General features: G+C 72.0%; 13 protein-coding genes. 7 read left to right on the forward strand and 6 right to left on the reverse strand.

From position 1 onward, the window contains the following. Positions 1 to 24: 24 nt before the first annotated feature. The 7 genes from BIU97_RS16305 to BIU97_RS16335 all read left to right on the forward strand — a co-directional run bounded on the left by BIU97_RS16305 (position 25) and on the right by BIU97_RS16335 (position 9,460). Positions 25 to 1,350 (forward strand): alpha/beta hydrolase, encoded by a 1,326-nt coding sequence (locus BIU97_RS16305; protein WP_071298167.1) that lies wholly within the window; start codon positions 25 to 27, stop codon positions 1,348 to 1,350. 232 nt (positions 1,351 to 1,582) lie between these two features. Beyond that, positions 1,583 to 3,925, forward strand: coding sequence for a transglycosylase domain-containing protein (locus tag BIU97_RS16310; RefSeq protein WP_071298168.1), 2,343 nt, complete (start codon positions 1,583 to 1,585; stop codon positions 3,923 to 3,925). Between the two features lie 231 nt (positions 3,926 to 4,156). Further along, entirely contained in the window at positions 4,157 to 4,456 is a 300-nt protein-coding gene (gatC, locus tag BIU97_RS16315; RefSeq protein ID WP_071263282.1) for an Asp-tRNA(Asn)/Glu-tRNA(Gln) amidotransferase subunit GatC, read from the forward strand. Next, complete coding sequence (gene gatA, locus BIU97_RS16320; RefSeq protein WP_071298169.1) at positions 4,453 to 6,000, forward strand: Asp-tRNA(Asn)/Glu-tRNA(Gln) amidotransferase subunit GatA; 1,548 nt, start codon at positions 4,453 to 4,455, stop codon at positions 5,998 to 6,000. The genes gatC and gatA overlap by 4 nt, the downstream gene beginning before the upstream one ends. Next, positions 6,000 to 7,505, forward strand: a complete 1,506-nt coding sequence (gene gatB / locus BIU97_RS16325; RefSeq protein WP_071298170.1) for an Asp-tRNA(Asn)/Glu-tRNA(Gln) amidotransferase subunit GatB — start codon at positions 6,000 to 6,002, stop codon at positions 7,503 to 7,505. The genes gatA and gatB overlap by 1 nt, the downstream gene beginning before the upstream one ends. A gap of 96 nt (positions 7,506 to 7,601) precedes the next feature. Next, the gene (locus tag BIU97_RS16330; RefSeq protein ID WP_071298171.1) at positions 7,602 to 8,741 is read left to right on the forward strand and encodes a type III polyketide synthase; all 1,140 of its coding nucleotides are present in this window, start codon (positions 7,602 to 7,604) and stop codon (positions 8,739 to 8,741) included. Then, a complete protein-coding gene (locus BIU97_RS16335; protein ID WP_302846706.1) occupies positions 8,738 to 9,460 on the forward strand; it encodes a methyltransferase domain-containing protein in 723 nt (240 codons plus the stop codon). The genes BIU97_RS16330 and BIU97_RS16335 overlap by 4 nt, the downstream gene beginning before the upstream one ends. 161 nt (positions 9,461 to 9,621) lie before the next feature. Here BIU97_RS16335 and BIU97_RS16340 read toward each other — a convergent pair whose 3' ends face one another. The 6 genes from BIU97_RS16340 to BIU97_RS16365 form a co-directional block, all read right to left on the reverse strand. Then, complete coding sequence (locus tag BIU97_RS16340) at positions 9,622 to 10,623, reverse strand: N-acetylglucosamine kinase (RefSeq protein WP_254783024.1); 1,002 nt, start codon at positions 10,621 to 10,623, stop codon at positions 9,622 to 9,624. Positions 10,624 to 10,697: 74 nt separating this feature from the next. Next, complete coding sequence (locus tag BIU97_RS16345) at positions 10,698 to 12,002, reverse strand: 6-phospho-beta-glucosidase (RefSeq protein WP_071298172.1); 1,305 nt, start codon at positions 12,000 to 12,002, stop codon at positions 10,698 to 10,700. A 7-nt stretch (positions 12,003 to 12,009) separates the two neighbouring features. Next, on the reverse strand, positions 12,010 to 12,900 hold the full coding sequence (locus tag BIU97_RS16350; RefSeq protein ID WP_071298173.1) for a carbohydrate ABC transporter permease: 891 nt from the start codon (positions 12,898 to 12,900) through the stop codon (positions 12,010 to 12,012). Beyond that, positions 12,900 to 13,940, reverse strand: a complete 1,041-nt coding sequence (locus tag BIU97_RS16355) for a carbohydrate ABC transporter permease (RefSeq protein WP_217640117.1) — start codon at positions 13,938 to 13,940, stop codon at positions 12,900 to 12,902. The genes BIU97_RS16350 and BIU97_RS16355 overlap by 1 nt, the downstream gene beginning before the upstream one ends. Next, a complete protein-coding gene (locus BIU97_RS16360; RefSeq protein WP_071298174.1) occupies positions 13,940 to 15,280 on the reverse strand; it encodes an extracellular solute-binding protein in 1,341 nt (446 codons plus the stop codon). The genes BIU97_RS16355 and BIU97_RS16360 overlap by 1 nt, the downstream gene beginning before the upstream one ends. 211 nt (positions 15,281 to 15,491) lie before the next feature. Beyond that, a complete protein-coding gene (locus BIU97_RS16365) occupies positions 15,492 to 16,733 on the reverse strand; it encodes an ROK family transcriptional regulator (RefSeq protein ID WP_071298175.1) in 1,242 nt (413 codons plus the stop codon). Positions 16,734 to 16,845: the final 112 nt, after the last annotated feature.

Here is a 16,845-nt window from a genome sequence, read left to right on the forward strand (position 1 = left end):
AAGGCCTTCCCGGGGGAGACCCGAATGCTGCTCGTCGCCGCTGCGCTGTTGACCGCCTCGATGCACTCGCTCGGAGTGGTCGAGGCACCGAACGTGCCTCCGACCCCGCCACCGACAGCGGTCGTGGCGGTCGCGCCCGTCGCCGCGGTCACCGCCGACGACGCCGCGACCGCCCACGGCCGCCGGCTGCTCGACGACCTCGTCGCGCTCGCGCCGGCCGATCTCCGGCACGCACAGGACGACGCGCGCCTGGCGGCGACCGTGCAGGACGACCCGCCGTCGGCCGTCGACGTGATCCGGTGGTGGGCCGGCCTCGGCGACGGTGAGCGACAGTACGTCGAGCAGACCGCGCCGGCGGTGGTGGGCAACCTCGAGGGCGTGCCGTACGCCGTGCGCGACCGGGCGAACCGGACCACGTTGGACCGCGCGCTCGCGGCGGCCGACGGGGACGACGGGTCCGCCACGGCCCGGATGCTCGACCGGGTCCGGGAGTCGCTCGTGACGCAGCCGGGCGATCCGCAGCGCTTCCTCGTCACCCTCGACACCCGTGGTCCGGGCCGCGCGGCGATCGCGATCGGCGACCTCGACACCGCGACGGACGTGACGCTGGTGGTGCCGGGCATGTTCTTCACGGTGTCCGGGCAGATGGTCGACTTCACCGCCACCGCGAACGACCTGGCCGCCGAGCAGGCGTCGCTGGCCCCGCTCGCGGTGCGCGGCGACCGTTCGAGTGTCGCGGTCGTCGCGTGGATGGGGTACCGCACGCCGGACCTGTCGAACATCCTGTCGCTGCAGCTCGCCGAGACCGGGGCGGACCGCCTCGAGCGCGCCGTCGACGGCCTGCGCCACGTGCGGGACGGCGACCAGCCGCGGCTCAACCTCGTGGCGCACTCGTACGGGTCGACGACGGCGATGATGGCGCTCACCTCGGGGCGCATGAGCGCCGACACCCTGACCGTGCTCGGCTCGCCGGGCAGCGACGTCCGGTCCGCGTCCGACCTCGCCGTGCCGCACGGGCAGGTCTTCGTCGGCAGCGCGCACAGCGACCCGATCGCCGGTTCCGGGTACTTCGGCACCGATCCCGGCGAGGCGTCCTTCGGTGCGACGGTCCTCGACCTCCGCGCCGCGACGCACGGGCAGGGCACGACGGCGGTGTTCCGACGACCGGTCGGCCACAACGACTACCTGAAGCCGGGAACGGCCTCGCTGCACGACGTCGCGCTCATCGGGGTCGGGCGCGGGGACGTCGTGCGCGACCAGGCGCAGGGCGGATCGTCCCGCGGCGACGGCGTCACGGTCTCGCCGGACGTGTTCCTCGTCCGTCCGCAGGACCTGCAACCCCGCGACTGACGGACCGCACCGGTGCGCGGGCCGGCACCGGGCCCGCGGGCTCCCGCGACGTGACCGGATCGTGACCCGCGGCCGACGTGCCGGGGCCGCGCCGGGCCTCCCGACCGGATCGGCGAGCCCGCGCGGATCGCGGGCCGCTCGGACCGGTGGCTGGACGGCAACCTGTGCGCCGCCGCAGCCTGCACTCGTTCCACGGCAGAACGGTTCCAGCCCGCCTGCCTACCGTGCACCCATGCGAGTGGTGCGTTGGCCTGGGGCCCTGTTGGTCTTCGTGGTGATGTCCGTGCTGGCGGGCATGCTCGTCACGGTCGCGTTGACGCCCGCGGTCGCCGTCGCCGGCGAGAGCGCGTCGGGCGCGGCTGCGTTCTTCGAGGACCTGCCGAGCTACCTCGACGTGCAGACCCCGCAGCAGGTCTCGTCGGTCTACGCGACGAAGGACGGCAAGCAGGTCAAGATCGCGTCCTTCTACGCCGAGAACCGCACGAACGTGACGTCCCACCAGATGGCCGACTCGCTCAAGCAGGCGGCCATCGACACCGAGGACCCCCGGTTCTACGACGAGGGCGGCATCGACCTGCTCGGCACGGTCCGCGGTGCCGCGGCCACCGTCGTCGGCGGGGACGTGCAGGGCGGGTCGAGCATCACGCAGCAGTACGTCAAGAACGTGCTCGTGCAGCAGTGCGAGCAGCTGACCGGCACCGACCAGGCCGCCACCGAGGCGAAGGTGGCCGCGTGCTACCAGGACGCCGCCGGCGTCACCCCGCAGCGGAAGCTGCAGGAGATGCGGTACGCGATCGCGGTGAACAAGAAGTACACGAAGGACCAGATCCTGACCGGGTACCTCAACATCGTCGGGCTCGGCGGGCGGGTCTACGGCGCCGAGGCCGGTGCCGAGTACTACTTCGGCGTGCATGCGGCGGACCTGTCGCTCGTGCAGTCGGCCACGCTCGTGGCGATCCTCAACAACCCGTCGAACCTGCGCATCGACCGGCCCGGTGACCGGGACAACGGGCAGGCGGACGGGTACGCGGCGACGAAGGAACGCCGCGACTACGTGCTCCGCCGGATGCAGGCGCACGGGTCGATCACCACGGCACAGATGAGGACAGCGATCGCGACGCCCGTCACGCCGAGGATCACCGAGACCGCGAACGGCTGCTCGACCGCCGCGACGAACTTCGACGCGGGCTACTTCTGCGACTACGTCCGCGACCAGGTGCTCCGGGACCCCGCCTTCGGCAAGACCGCGGCCGCACGCATCGCCACCCTCGACACGAAGGGCCTGCAGATCCACACCTCGCTCGACCTCGACGTGCAGGCGCAGGCGCAGAACGCCCTGTCGACCTACGTCCCGGCGACGATGGCGGGGGTCGACCTCGGCGGGTCGAACGTCACCGTCGAGCCGGGGACCGGTCGGATCATGTCGATGGTGCAGAACACCGCCTACACGCAGGCCGACACGACCACGCCCGGCACGACGGCCGTGAACTACAGCGCCGACGCCGCCTCCGGCAACTCCGGCGGGTTCCAGACCGGCTCCACGTACAAGGTGTTCACGCTGGCCGAGTGGCTCGCGAGCGGGCACACCCTCTCCGACTCCGTCACGACCTCCGAGCACCAGTTCGAGAACGCCGAGTTCACGAACAGCTGCCAGAACGTCGCCGGCGGCGTCTGGAACGTGGCGAACGCCGAGGCCGTGCCCGCGTCGATGACCGTCGCCGCGGCGACCACCGAGTCGATCAACACCGCGTACGCGCAGATGGGCAAGCAGCTCGACCTGTGCCGGATCGCCCAGCTCGCGCAGTCCATGGGCATCCACCGCGCCGACGGCGCACCGCTCGGCCAGACCCCGTCGTCGATCCTCGGCGTCAACGAGCTGTCGCCGATCGACCTCGCCGAGGCCTACGCCGGCTTCGCGAACGGCGGCATCGTCTGCACGCCGACCGCCATCGACTCGGTCACCGAGGCCGACGGCACCGCGATCACGCCGACGCCGTCGTCCTGCACCCGAGGGGTCGCGGCGGACGTCGCGGGCACCGTCGACTACGCGCTGCAGGGGGTCCTCAGCGGGTCCGGCACCGCCGCGCTGGCGAACCCCGGCGACGCGGTCCCGAAGTTCGCGAAGACCGGCACCACCGACGGCGACGTGCAGAACTGGCTGGTCGCCTCGACGACGAAGTACACGAACGCGACCTGGATCGGCAACGTCCAGAACGCGGTGTCGCTCGCGCAGGTCCCGTTCCCGCGCGGCACGACCGGGTACAGCGCCAAGTTCGGGGTCGGGAAGGCGATGATGACCTACCTCGACGGGGCCGTCGGCGGGGGAGCACTGCCGGCTCCGGACCCGGCGATGATCGGGAACGCGTCGAGCGGGTCCGCGTCCCAGCAGGCGTCCGGTGCGTCGGCGGGGGCCGGCGGGTCGGCCGCCTCGGGTGCGTCCGGTGCGTCCGGTGCGTCGGCTGCTCCGTCGCCTGCCGCGACCGCTGCCCCTGCTGCCCCTGCTGCTCCTGCTGCTCCGGCTGCTCCCGCGACGGCGGCACCTGCCGCACCGGGTGCGGCTCGCGGTCGGCACTGACGCCCGGCCGGGAGGCCCGGTGCCGGTCCGGTGGGCGGCCCGCCGTCGGCGCGGTGCGGGCCCGGCGCGGGTCCTCGTGCCGGTGCTCGCCGCGGGCACTCGTCGCGGTCGGTGCGTCGGTCGGGGCGCTGGCCGAGGGCCGGTTCTCCACCGATGGGCGGGACTGCGCGGTGGTGACACGGGGTCGGCAATAGACTGGTCCGCATTCCACGAACCGATCGACGGAGCACCATGCCTGACATCACGAGCGAGCAGGTCGCCCACCTGGCGAACCTCGCACGTATCGCACTCACGCCCGACGAGATCGAGAAGCTGACCGGGGAGCTGTCGCACATCGTCGACAGCGTCGCCCGTGTGGCCGAGGTCGCGACCGACGACGTCCCGCTGACGAGCCACCCCGTGCCGCTCGGCAACGTCTTCCGCCCCGACGTGGTCGGCACGACGCTGACCCAGGAGCAGGCGCTCTCCGGGGCGCCCGACTCCGACGGCGAACGGTTCCGTGTGACGGCCATCCTGGGAGAAGAGCAGTGACCGACGACATCACCCGCCTCAGCGCCGCGGCGCTCGCCGACGCCCTCGTGGCGCGCGACGTCTCCAGCGTCGAGGCCACGCAGGCCCACCTCGACCGCATCGCCGCGGTCGACGGCGACGTGCACGCCTTCCTGCACGTCAACCAGAACGCCCTCGCGGTGGCGAAGTCGATCGACTCGCGCCGCGCGGCTGGCGACGACCTCGGCCCCCTCGCCGGCGTGCCGATCGCGGTCAAGGACGTCCTGTGCACGCAGGACATGCCGACCACGTCCGGCTCGAAGATCCTCGAGGGCTGGGTGCCCCCGTACGACGCGACGCCGGTCGCGAAGCTCCGTGCCGCCGGCCTGGTGCCGCTCGGCAAGACGAACATGGACGAGTTCGCGATGGGCTCGACCACCGAGTTCTCGGCGTACGGCCCGACGCACAACCCGTGGGACCTCGACCGGATCCCCGGCGGCTCCGGCGGTGGCTCCGCGGCCGCCGTCGCCGCGCACGAGGCACCACTCGCCCTCGGTTCCGACACCGGTGGGTCGATCCGCCAGCCCGGTGCCGTCACGGGCACGGTCGGCGTGAAGCCGACGTACGGCGGGGTCAGCCGCTACGGCTCGATCGCGCTGGCGTCCAGCCTCGACCAGGTCGGTCCGGTGTCCCGCACCGTCCTCGACGCCGCGCTCCTGCACGACGTCATCGGCGGGCACGACCCGCGCGACTCCACCTCGATCCCGGACGCCTGGCCGTCGATGGCCGCGGCGGCCCGCGAAGGCCTGCAGGCGGACACGCTCCGCGGCCTGCGGGTCGGCGTCGTGAAGGAACTCGCCGGCGGCGACGGCTTCCAGGCCGGCGTCACGCAGCGCTTCCAGGAGACGGTGGCCCTGCTCGAGTCGGCCGGTGCGGTCGTCGTCGAGATCGACGCCCCGTCGTTCGCGTACGCCATCAGCGCGTACTACCTGATCCTGCCGGCCGAGGCGTCGTCGAACCTCGCCAAGTTCGACTCGGTGCGCTTCGGGCTCCGCGTCACGCCGGAGAACGGTGCCACCGTCGAGGACGTCATGGCGGCCACGCGCGAGGCCGGCTTCGGCCCGGAGGTCAAGCGCCGCATCATCCTCGGCACGTACGCCCTGAGCGCCGGCTACTACGACGCCTACTACGGCTCGGCGCAGAAGGTCCGCACCCTCGTGCAGCGCGACTTCCAGGCCGCGTTCGAGCAGGTCGACCTGCTCATCAGCCCGTCGGCCCCGACGACGGCGTTCCCGATCGGGGAGCGCATCGACGACCCGCTGGCGATGTACCTCAACGACCTCACGACGATCCCGGCGAACCTGGCCGGCGTCCCCGGCATGAGCATCCCGAACGGCCTCGCGCCCGAGGACTCGCTGCCCGTCGGCGTGCAGCTCATGGCACCCCAGCGCGAGGACGCCCGGCTCTACCGCTACGGCGCCGCCCTCGAGCGGTTGCTCGAACAGCAGTGGGGTCGCCCGCTCATCGACAGCATCCCGGACCTCGACCAGTCTCAGCAGTCCGCTGCGCAGGAAGGTGTGATCTGATGGCGCAGAAGGACGCGCTCATGGACTTCGACGAGGCGCTCGAGCGCTACGAGCCGGTGCTCGGCTTCGAGGTGCACGTCGAACTCGCGACGAAGACGAAGATGTTCTCGGACGCGCCGAACTTCTTCGGTGGCGAGCCGAACACGAACGTCACGCCCGTCGACCTCGGTCTGCCCGGGTCGCTGCCGGTCGTGAACGAGCAGGCCGTGCGCTACTCGATCCAGCTCGGGCTCGCGCTCGGCTGCTCGATCGCCGAGTCGTCGCGGTTCGCCCGGAAGAACTACTTCTACCCGGACAACCCCAAGAACTACCAGGTCTCGCAGTTCGACGAGCCGATCGCCTTCGAGGGCGAGGTCGAGGTCGAACTCGCCGACGGCACGATCTTCAACGTCCCGATCGAGCGCGCCCACATGGAGGAGGACGCCGGCAAGCTCACGCACGTCGGTGGCGCCACCGGTCGCATCCAGGGCGCCGAGTACTCGCTCGTCGACTACAACCGCGCCGGTGTGCCCCTGGTCGAGATCGTCACGAAGCCGATCGTCGGCGCGGAGCACCGCGCCCCCGAGCTCGGTGCCGCGTACGTGCAGGTCATCCGCGACCTCGTCCGCGCACTCGGTGTCTCCGAAGCCCGCATGGAGCGCGGCAACCTGCGCTGCGACGCGAACATCTCGCTGCGCCCCCGCGGCCAGGAGAAGCTCGGCACCCGCACCGAGACGAAGAACGTCAACTCCTTCCGCGCCGTCGAGCGTGCCATCCGCTACGAGATCCAGCGCCAGGCCGCGATCCTCGCCGCCGGTGGGACGATCACGCAGGAGACCCGGCACTGGCACGAGGACACCGGCCGCACGTCGTCCGGCCGTCCGAAGTCCGACGCCGACGACTACCGCTACTTCCCGGAGCCCGACCTGCTGCCCGTGGTGCCGGACCCCGCCCTCATCGAGGAGCTCCGTGCGTCCCTGCCCGAGGCCCCGGTGGCCCGGCGTCGACGCCTCAAGGGCGAGTGGGGCTTCGCGGACCTCGAGTTCCAGGACGTCGTCAACGGCGGGCTGCTCGACGAGGTCGAGGGGACGGTCGCCGCAGGTGCCGCACCGCAGGCCGCGCGCAAGTGGTGGACCGGTGAGATCAGCCGTGTCGCGAACGCGCAGGACGCCGCCCCCGGCGACCTGGTGTCGCCGCAGGACGTCGCCGAGGTCATCGCGCTCGTCGAGTCCGGCGACCTGACCGACCGCCTGGCGCGCCAGGTGCTCGAGGGCGTCATCGCGGGCGAGGGTTCGCCGGCGCAGGTCGTCGAGTCCCGCGGGCTCAAGGTCGTCTCCGACGACTCGGCGCTCACGGCAGCCGTCGACGAGGCCCTGGCCGCCCAGCCCGACGTCCTGCAGAAGATCCGCGACGGCAAGGTGCAGGCCGCCGGCGCGATCATCGGTTCGGTGATGAAGGCCATGAAGGGCCAGGCCGACGCCGCTCGTGTGCGGGAGCTCGTCCTGGAGCGCGCGCAGCAGTCGTAGTCGCCACCGACGACGGACAGGAGGCGCGGTGCCAGCTGGCACCGCGCCTCCCGTGCATCCTGGGGACGCGTCAGCGACCCGGTGACAGGATGAGTCGTGTCCGCAACGATCCGCGCCATCGGTACCGCCGTCCCCGAGACGACCCTCGACCAGCCGCGGGTGCGTGACCTGTTCGCGGCGCAGCCCGGCCTCGGTCGCCTCGGGCAGCGGCTCGTCCCCGCTGCCTTCGACGGCTCGGCGGTCGACCGACGGCACACCGTGCTCGAAGAGCTCGACTCCACGCGCGGCGGCGGTGCCTTCCGCGACGACGACGGGACCCTGCGCTCCCCGACGACCGGCTCACGCAACGACCGGTTCCGCGAGCTCGCGCCGCCGCTGTTCGTCGCCGCCGCACGCGACGCGGTCGACCGCGCGGGCATCGCCCCCTCGTCGGTCACGCACCTGGTGACCGTGTCGTGCACCGGGTTCACGCAGCCCGGCCCGGACATCGACGTCGTCGACCAGCTCGGTCTGCCGGCAGGGGTCTTCCGGCACCACATCGGCTTCATGGGCTGCTGCGCCGCATTCCCGGCGCTCCGGATCGCCGCGGCCTTCGTCGACCAGGACCCGGACGCCGTCGTGCTCGTCGTCTGCGGCGAGCTCTGCACCCTGCACGTCCGCGCGTCGAACGATCCCGACCAGATCGTCGCGAACAGCGTCTTCGGGGACGGAGCCGCCGCGGCGGTCGTCGCACGCGACGGCGCCGGCCTGCGGTTCGACGCGTTCGCGACGGCCGTGGTGCCGGAGGGCGCGTCGGAGATGGCGTGGAACATCGGCGACGAGGGCTTCGAGATGGTCCTGTCGACGGCCGTGCCGAAGCTCGTCGGCCTGCACGTACCGCGGGCCGTGGAGTCGCTGCTCGGCGGCGGTGCGGCCTCCGACGTGCCGGTGTGGGCGGTGCACCCCGGCGGCCGCGCCATCCTCGACCGTGCGCAGGAGTCGCTCGGCCTGCCCGACAGCGCGATGGTGTCGAGCCGACGGGTGCTGCGCGACCACGGCAACATGTCGAGCGCCACCGTGCTGTTCGTCCTCCGCGACGCGGTCGACGCGGGCCTGGACGACGGCGGCGCCGTCGTCGCGCTCGCCTTCGGGCCCGGACTCACCGTGGAGAGCGCACGCCTCACCGCGGTGCGCACCGAGGCGTCGCCCGTGGTCGAACCGGTGCGGGTCCCGATCGCGACCACGGGCACGGCGTGAGTCGTCGAGGCGGGGTCGACCCGGCCCGCTCGGCCGTCGACCTGCGCTCCCGGGCGCTCGACCTGACCGAGCTGATGGACGACCCGGACTGCGACCCGCGCGTCCTCGCGCGCACCTTCCGGCGCTTCGCGCTCGTCAACGCGCTGGTGAGCGGCTGGCGTTCGGCGTGGAGGACCCACATCGTGCCGGCGCTGCCGGTGGACGGCCGTGCTCGGGTCCTCGACCTCGGCTGCGGCGGCGGCGACCTGGCGCGCGCCGTCGTGCGGTGGGCGGCGAGCGACGGCTTTGACGTCGAGGTCGTCGGGGTCGACCCGGACCCGCGGGCGATCGACGCGGCGAGCCGACGGGCGCCGCGCGGCGTCACCTTCCGGCCGCAGTCGAGCGGCGAGCTGGTGGCCGCGGGGGAGCGGTTCGACGTCGTGGTGTCGAACCACGTGCTGCACCACCTGGGCGACGACGAGCGGGCCGGGTTCCTCGCCGACTCCGCGGCACTCGCGACGAGCCGCAGCGTGCACTCGGACATCCGCCGGTCGCGTGCGGCGTACGGGGCCTACGCGCTGGCATCGCCGCTGGTGTCGGCCGGCACCTTCGTGCGGGTCGACGGCCTGCGGTCCATCCGCCGGTCCTTCACCCTGGCCGAGCTCCGGGACGCACTGCCCGGCGGGTGGCGGGCCGAACGGGTGGCGCCGCACCGGGTGCTGGCCGTCCGCGACGCCTGAGGGGCACGGGCACTCCGACAGACGGGACCGGTGGCGGGGGTCCGGCAGCGCGTGGCACCCCCGCGCGGCGCGGCGTACGGGGGTGCCGACTGCGCCGTGCCGCACAGGGCAGCGAGCAGCGGATCAGCGGGCAGCGGATCAGCGGATCGGCGGGCAGCGGATCAGCGGATCAGCGTGGTCGTGCTCGCGAAGGCGCGGGAGCGCACGGCCTCGCGGTACCGCTCGAGCGCAGCGTCGTCGGCGCCGACCGACTCCAGCGCCGCCAACCCCGCGCCGAGCACCGGGGGATCGGTCACCCAGGTCGGCACCGCTCCCGGCACCCGGGCAGCGAGTCCGCCGACGACACCGTCCACGAGCAACGGGTGGCGAGCAGCGAGCACCCCACCGCCGAGCACGACGGGCACCGGCTCGGCCGCCGAACCACCGAGGCCCAACCGCTCGAGTGCGACCGCGGCGAGCAGGACGATCTCCTCCGCCTGACGCGCCACGACGCTCCGGGCCACCACGTCACCGGCTCCGGCCACGTCGAACAGCACCGGGCAGAGCCGGTTGAAGACGCGCTGGTCGAGACGGCCGAAGTGGATGGCCTCGGTGACCTCGCGGACGCTGCGGAGGCCGACCGCCGCCGGCACCGCGTCGACCAGCGCCGTCGCCGGACCGCGGCCGTCGTCGGCCCGGGCTGCGTGCCAGAGCGCCCGGTTGCCGAGCCACGCACCACCGCCCCAGTCACCGGAGACGTCGCCGATGGCCGGGAACCGTGCGGTCGTGCCGTCGGCCCGCACCGCGAGGGCGTTGATCCCGGTGCCGCACACCACGGCCGCCGCGTCGGGGGACAGGGTGCCGGCCCGCAGCAGTGCGAACAGGTCGTTGTCGAGCACGTGCGGCTCGCCGCCGTCCTCGGCCCAGTGCGCGAGGGCCGCGGTCGCCGCGACGAGCTCGTCGTGCAGGTCGAGCCCGGCCAGGTACACGTGCGTGGTGCGGATGCGTCGGTCGCCCAGCTCGCCCACCACTCGTGCACGGACGTCGTCGAGGATCGGGCCGGCGAGGTCCCACCCCCGGGTCTGCGGGTTCGACCCCGGACCGCGCGCGTGCCCGACGATGGTCCCGTCGAGCGCGATCGCGACGACGTCGGTCTTGCTCCCGCCACCGTCGACGGCGAGCACGACGTCGGTCGCGTCCGGTGGGACCGGAGCGGGCGGACGGGAGGCTCGCGCCGGGCCCGCCTCGCCGGTCCGGCTCAGCCCGCCCACGGTACGTGCTCCGATCGCGCCCACGGGATGTGGTCCGCGTTCGCGGCCAGGAGCAGGTCGGTGAGCTGCTCCGCCTTGTCGACCTGCCCCACGAGCGGGTGCGCCCACATCGCGCGGAGCACCCGGTCGCGGCCGCCGTGCACCGCGGCGTCGAGCGCGAGCCGCTCGTACCCGGCGACGTGGGCCACCAGGCCCGCCATGTCCGGGGCGAGCGGGGACACCGGCAGCGGAGTGATCGCCTGGCGCGTGACCCGGGCCGGCACCTCGATCACGTGGTCGTCCGGCAGGAAGGCGAACGTGCCGTCGTTCCGGACGTTGAGCACCTGCACGTCGCCGCGGTCGCCGAGGATCGAGGACAGCACGTCGATCGCGGCCTCGGAGTAGTACGCACCGCCCCGCTGCTCGAGCTCGGCGGGCTTCGTCACGACGGACTCGTCCGCGTACTTCGCGAGCAGGGCCCGCTCGGTCTCCATCACCGCTTCGGCCCGGGTGCGCGCGTGCAGTTGTTCCTCGAGCACGACGTCGTGGCTGTAGAAGTAGCGCAGGTAGTACGAGGGCACGGCGTGCTGCAGTCGGATGAGGTCGGCGGGCATGTGCACGCTCTCCGCCATCCGGTCGAGGGCACCGGTGTCGGCAGCGAGCAGCTCGGACAGGACGTCGCGCTCACCGGAGCCGTCCGTCACGTGGACGCCGCGCTCCCACGTCAGGTGGTTGAGACCGACGTGGTCGAGCCGGACGGCCGACGGAGCGACGTTGAACTCCTTCGCGAAGCGCCGCTGGAACCCGATCGCGACGTTGCAGAGCCCGACCGCGCGGTGCCCCGCTTCGAGCAAGGCCCGGGTGACGATGCCGACCGGGTTCGTGAAGTCGACGATCCAGGCGTCCGGCTTCGCGTGCTCGCGGACGAGCTCGGCGTACTCCAGGACCACGGGCACGGTGCGGAGCGCCTTCGCGAACCCGCCTGGCCCGGTGGTCTCCTGCCCGATGCAGCAGGCCTCGTGCGGCCAGGTCTCGTCCTGGTGCCGGGCGGCCTGCCCGCCGATCCGGAGCTGGAACATGACGGCGTCGGCGCCCGAGACCCCGGCGACGACGTCGTCGGTGACGTGGATCGTGCCCGGGTGGCCGGCGTGGGCGAACATCCGCTTCGCGACACCGCCGACGAGTTCGCGCCGGACGGGGTCGGGGTCGACGAGCCAGAGCTCGTCGATGGGGAGCTGGTCGCGGAGCCGCGCGAAGCCGTCCACGAGTTCGGGGGTGTAGGTGGATCCGCCACCGATGACTGTGAGTTTCACTGTGGTGCTATCCCTTCACGCCGGTGAGCGCGATGCCCTCGACGAATGCCTTCTGTGCGAAGAAGAAGATGACGACGACGGGGACCATCACGACGACGGTCATGGCCATCGTCATCGACCAGTCGGTGCCGTGCTGTCCGCGGAACGTCGCGAGTCCGTACGCCACCGGCCAGGCGGCCTGGTTCTCGGAGGCGTACAGGAGCGGGCCGTAGTAGTCGTTCCACGAGTGGAAGAACATGAAGATCGCCGCCGAGGCGATGCCGGGGCGCGCCATCGGGACGACCACGCGCCAGAGCACGCCCCACTCGCTGCAGCCGTCCATCCGCGCGGCGTCGCCGTACTCCTTCGGGATGGTCATGAAGAACTGGCGGAGCAGGAAGATGCTGAACGCGTCGCCGAGCAGGTTCGGCAGGATGAGCGGCCACAGGGTGCCGGTCAGGTGCAGGTGCGACCACATCACGTAGACCGGCACCGCGGTGACCTGCGGGGGCAGGAGCATCGCGACGATGATCACCGTGAAGATGAGGTTCGCACCCCGGAACTTGATCTGGGCGAGCGCGTAGGCCGCCGGCACCGAGCTGACGAGCATGAACGCGGTGGCGAGCACGGCGTACATCGACGAGTTGCCGAACCACTGCGTGAGCGGCAGTTCGGTGAACACCCGCGCGTAGTTCGAGAAGTCGAGCGGCCGGGGAACGATCGACGCCGTGAGTGCCTGGTTGCTCGACATCAGCGAGGTCAGGACCACGAACACGATCGGGGCGATGGTCAGCACGCCGAGGGCCACCAGCGCGGCGTGCTCGGCGATCCAGACCAGAGTGCGACCACGCCGCCTGCCGGTGCGGGGAGCTGGACCCCGTGGTGCCCGGGCGAGCGGGGACTGGGAGACGGCGGTCATCAGGACTCCTCGGGACGGAAGACGGAGATGCGGCGCATCGTGAAGACGAGCACCACCGCGGTGATCACGAACAGGACCACGGCCATGGCGGACGCGTAGCCGAACTGGAAGTTCGCGAACCCGTGCTGGTAGAGCAGCTCGGTGTACGTGAGCAGCGACGTGCCCGGGTAGCCGAGCTGGGCGGCGGTCCCGCCACCGATCGTCGCCTTGCCGGACGCGACCCCGGACGCCACCGCGGCCTCGGTGAAGTACTGCAGGGCCGCGATCACCCCCGTCACCGCGGCGAAGCCGATCACCGGGGCGATCGTCGGCAGCGTGATGTGCCGGACCTGCTGGACGCCGTTCGCACCGTCGAGCGACGCGGCCTCGTACAGGTCGCGCGGCACGTCGAGCAGGGACGCCAGGAAGATGATCATGATGTCGCCCATCACCCAGACGCCCAGGATGACGAGCGACGGCTTCGACCACGCCGGGTCGTTGAACCAGAGCGGGCCGTCGATGCCGAAGACCCGCAGGATCTGGTTCACCGGCCCGGTGCCCGGGTTGAACAGGAACACGAACGCCACGACGCTCGCCACCGGCGGGACCAGCGCGGGCAGGTAGAACAGCGTCCGCCAGAAGCCCGTGGCGGTGCGGGCCCGCGACAGCAGCCCGGCCACCAGCAGCCCGCACACGATCCGGACCGGCACCAGGATGACGACGAACCACAGCGTGTTGACGACCGCGGGGCCGATCTGCGGGTCCTGCGTGAACAGGAACCTGTAGTTCAGCAGCCCGACGAACTCGGGCTCCTGCAGCTGGTTGTAGCGCGTGAACGAGTAGAAGATCGACGCGACGAGCGGGTAGGCGAAGAAGATCACCAGGCCCGCCAGGGCCGGCGCGAGCATCGTCAGGGCGACGAGTCGGCGTCGGGACTCGGCGGAGCGGGGCCGACGTCGCGGAGCCGTCGGGGGCACCGGACCGGACCCCGTCGGGTTCGTGGGCCGGGCAGCGCGGGCGAGCCGAGCCTCCTGGCCGGTCGTCTTGGTGGTGACGCTCATCACGGACCAGCCAGCTGGTTGGCGTTGTCGATGTCCGAGTCGAGCTTCTGCAGCTTGGCGTCGAGGTCGCCGCCCTTCTGCTGGTACGCCTGCCAGAACTTCGTGAAGGTGCCGATGTAGGCGGCGCCGTCGGCGGTGCCGGGCGAGGTCATGGTGTCTTTGTTGCCCGCGACGTCGACGAAGGTCTTGTAGTTCTCGTCGACCTCGAGGTCGGGGGACTCCAGCGCCGAGGTGAGCGTCGGGATGTTCTTCAGGCCGTTGCCCAGCGTGACCTGCGCGTCGGTGTTCGTCGACAGGTACTTCAGGAGTGCCCAGGACAGCTCGGGGTTCTTGGAGCCCTTCGCGATGCCCGCCACGTTGCCCGCGATGTACGTCGAGCCGTAGTTGCCGAGCCCGTCCATGACCGGGGTCGGCGCGGTGCCGTAGTCGAGGTCCGGCTTCTGGTCCTTGATGAACGCGGTGCGGTACTCGCCGTCGATCTGCATCGCGACCTGGCCGGTCTGGAACGCGTTGTCGGCCGCGAACTCCTGGCCGAGGCCCGAGGTGAAGGCCTTGAGCTTGTCGTAGCCGATCTCGTCGACGAAGCCCTTCTGCCAGGTGATGAGCCGCTTCCAGGCGTCGGACGTGCCGATCACGCTGTTGCCGTCCTCGTCCAACCACGAGCCGTCGACCATCGGCGCCCAGTGCTCGGGCGAGTTCTCGTAGAAGTCGATGAGCGGGTTGAAGCCGAGCTGCTTGATCGAGCCGTCGGCGTTGTACGTCGTGAGCTTCAGGGCGTCGGTCTTGAGCTCGTCGAGCGTCTTCGGTGGGGAGTCGATCCCGGCCTGCTCGAGCAGCGGCTTGTTGTACATCAGCGCACTGACGTCGGCGAGGGCCGGCAGCGTGCACCGGGTGCCCTTGTACTGCGTGTACGACTGCACGGCCTTCGGGATGTCCGACAGGTCGACCCCGTCGCGCTCGATGTAGGGGGAGAGGTCACGGAAGGCACCCGAGGAGCAGAAGCTGCCCACGATGGCGGTCGAGTACGACAGGCCCACGTCGATGTTCTGGCCGGACGAGATCGCCTTCTGCAGCTTCTCGTCGTCCTGGCCGGCGTGGATGTCGACGGTGACGTCGGGGTTGGCCTTCTCGAAGCCCTCGACGGCGGTCTTCACCACGCCGGCTTCGCGGCCGGTGAAGAAGTGCCACAGGGACACGGTGCCCTTGAGCTCCTTCGGTGCGCTCTCGTCGATGCTCTCGGCGCTCGAACCCGAGCTGCAGCCGGCGACGACGAGGGCGCCGGCCGCAGCGACGGCGACGGCGGCGACGATCCGCCGGGACTTCGGACTGGGGAGTGACATGCGGGACTCGCTCTCTGATCTCGCTCCGCCGCTCCGCGGTCGCGGCCGGTGCCCGGTGCCGAGCGGTGCCCGTTGCCGGGTGCTGCTCGTTGCCGAACGGCGCCCGCTGCCGGGTGCTGCTCGTTGCCGGGCGCCGTCCGTTTCCGGGCGCGACGAAGAGCCCTGTGACAGGGCTGGGTGATGGTGCCTCGAGTGGTGCGGGTGGAACGGTTCAGGGGCGCTCGACGGGGTCCGGCGTCGGGGCATCGTCACTGATGCGCTCGAGTCGGTCCGCGAGCGCGGTGCGGACGACGTCGATGAGGACGTGTCTGGCACCGTGCAGGACGGGGGTGTCGGGGACGCCGGGCGCGACCACGGCGGTGGACCAGCGCGAGCGGGTCCGGAGCCATGCGGTCACGGCGGCGGCCAGGGCGGGGCCACCAGCGATCCCGGTCGGACCGTGCAGGACGACCGTCTCGGGATCGGCGACGGCGAGGGCGGGGAGCACGTTGTGCCCGACGCGCTCGCCGAGGGCGACGGTGAAGGGATGCTGCTCGGGCAGGCCGGGCAGCTGCGGGAGCACCTGGCGCCAGTCGGCGGCGGTGCCGTCCGGTGCCGTGATCCCGTGCTCGGCGGCCAGGGCGATGACGGCGGACTCGGAGATGAGGTCCGCGACGATCGTGGCCGTCGGGTCGATGGAGCGTGCGTCGGCGGGCACGCTCAGGTAGCCGATCTCACCCGCGGCGCCGGAGGCGCCGGTGTGCAGGTGGCCGTGCAGGTCGAGGGCCATGCCGAGGCCCTCGGCCATCCAGAAGAGGGCGAACGACCCGGGCGCCCGACCGGCCCCCATGTTGCGTTCGGCGATGGCGGCGAGGTTGGCGTCGTTCTCGACGACGACGTGGACGCCGAGCTCGGCGGACAGGGTCGCGCTCACCTGCTCACGGGGCCATCCGGGCAGGCCGTCGGTGAAGATGAGGGTGTCGGTTGCGTGGTCGACACTCGCCTGCACGCCCACCGCGACGGCGGTGACGAGTTCGGGGTCCACGCCGGCCGCAGCGGCCGCGCGGGAGATCGCCGCGGCGACGATGTCCGACCCGGGGGAGCGGACCTCGGCGTCGGACATGCGGTGGGTGGCGACCGGGAACGTGCGGCCGGCGGCGTCCACTACGGTGGACCGGACGTCGACCAGCTGCACGTCGACCGCCACCCCGAGGTCGCGGTCGGTGATGGCTTCGTACACGACGGCGCTCGGACCCCGACGCCCGGTCTGGGTGTCGGTGCCCGCCGGGCGGATGAGGTCGGCCGACTCGAGCCGGCGGATGATCTCGGCGGCGGTCGGCTTGCTGAGGCCGGTGCGTTGCGCGATCTCGTTGCGCGTCAACGGACCGCCGTCGAGCAGCAGTTCGAGGGCCGCCCGGTCGTTCAGCACACGGAGCAGGCCGGGTTGGCCGGGGGTGCGTCCTCGTGTGGTCATGTCGAGGACTGTAACGGACAACGTTGTTTACTGAAAGGTTTGTTTACCGATCGGTAACACGCGTTCTGCTCCGCGAAACGTGCGGGCCCCGGACCCGGCCCGCCGACGGACG

Origin of the sequence: Curtobacterium sp. MCBA15_009 (assembly GCF_001864895.1) — a bacterium.
Taxonomy (GTDB): Bacteria; Actinomycetota; Actinomycetes; order Actinomycetales; family Microbacteriaceae; genus Curtobacterium.

Bases quoted from the DNA above. Each gene is read 5' to 3' on its own strand.
- BIU97_RS16305 (WP_071298167.1), top strand. From the start codon at position 25: ATGCTGCTCGTCGCCGCTGCGCTGTTGACCGCCTCGATGCACTCGCTC.
- BIU97_RS16310 (WP_071298168.1), top strand. From the start codon at position 1,583: ATGCGAGTGGTGCGTTGGCCTGGGGCCCTGTTGGTCTTCGTGGTGATG.
- gatC (WP_071263282.1), top strand. From the start codon at position 4,157: ATGCCTGACATCACGAGCGAGCAGGTCGCCCACCTGGCGAACCTCGCA.
- gatB (WP_071298170.1), top strand. From the start codon at position 6,000: ATGGCGCAGAAGGACGCGCTCATGGACTTCGACGAGGCGCTCGAGCGC.
- BIU97_RS16350 (WP_071298173.1), bottom strand. From the start codon at position 12,900: ATGACCGCCGTCTCCCAGTCCCCGCTCGCCCGGGCACCACGGGGTCCA.
- BIU97_RS16355 (WP_217640117.1), bottom strand. From the start codon at position 13,940: ATGAGCGTCACCACCAAGACGACCGGCCAGGAGGCTCGGCTCGCCCGC.
- BIU97_RS16360 (WP_071298174.1), bottom strand. From the start codon at position 15,280: ATGTCACTCCCCAGTCCGAAGTCCCGGCGGATCGTCGCCGCCGTCGCC.
- BIU97_RS16365 (WP_071298175.1), bottom strand. From the start codon at position 16,733: ATGACCACACGAGGACGCACCCCCGGCCAACCCGGCCTGCTCCGTGTG.